1 protein-coding gene is annotated in these 313 nt (G+C 39.9%); it reads left to right on the top strand.

Annotated elements, in window-relative coordinates:
- Positions 1-313: RadC family protein (gene radC / locus KIH86_RS12520; RefSeq protein WP_223110491.1), on the top strand; the 313-nt coding region annotated here is incomplete at both ends.

The raw sequence follows: 313 nt of genomic DNA, 5'->3' as shown, positions 1-313 counted from the left end.
AGCCGGAGCATCGCTATAACACTAAAGAGCATTTTATATGTCTGTTCCTCAATACCAAGAATCGAGTAATACACAAGGAGACGATCTCTATTGGTTCACTCAACGCTTCTATTGTTCATCCTCGTGAAGTGTTTAAGGTGGCCATCAAACGTTCCTGTGCTTCAATAATTTGTTCACATTCCCATCCCAGTGGTGATCCTACACCCTCTAATGAGGATCTAATCATTACTCATCGTCTAATTGAAGCAGGACAGATTATTGGCATTGATGTATTGGATCATTTGATTATTGCTGGTCAGAAATATGTGAGCTT

The sequence above is a fragment of the Paenibacillus sinensis genome, from assembly GCF_019904155.1.
Taxonomy (GTDB): Bacteria; Bacillota; Bacilli; order Paenibacillales; family Paenibacillaceae; genus Paenibacillus_AQ; species Paenibacillus_AQ sinensis.
This window is presented reverse-complemented; position numbering and strand designations above follow the sequence as displayed.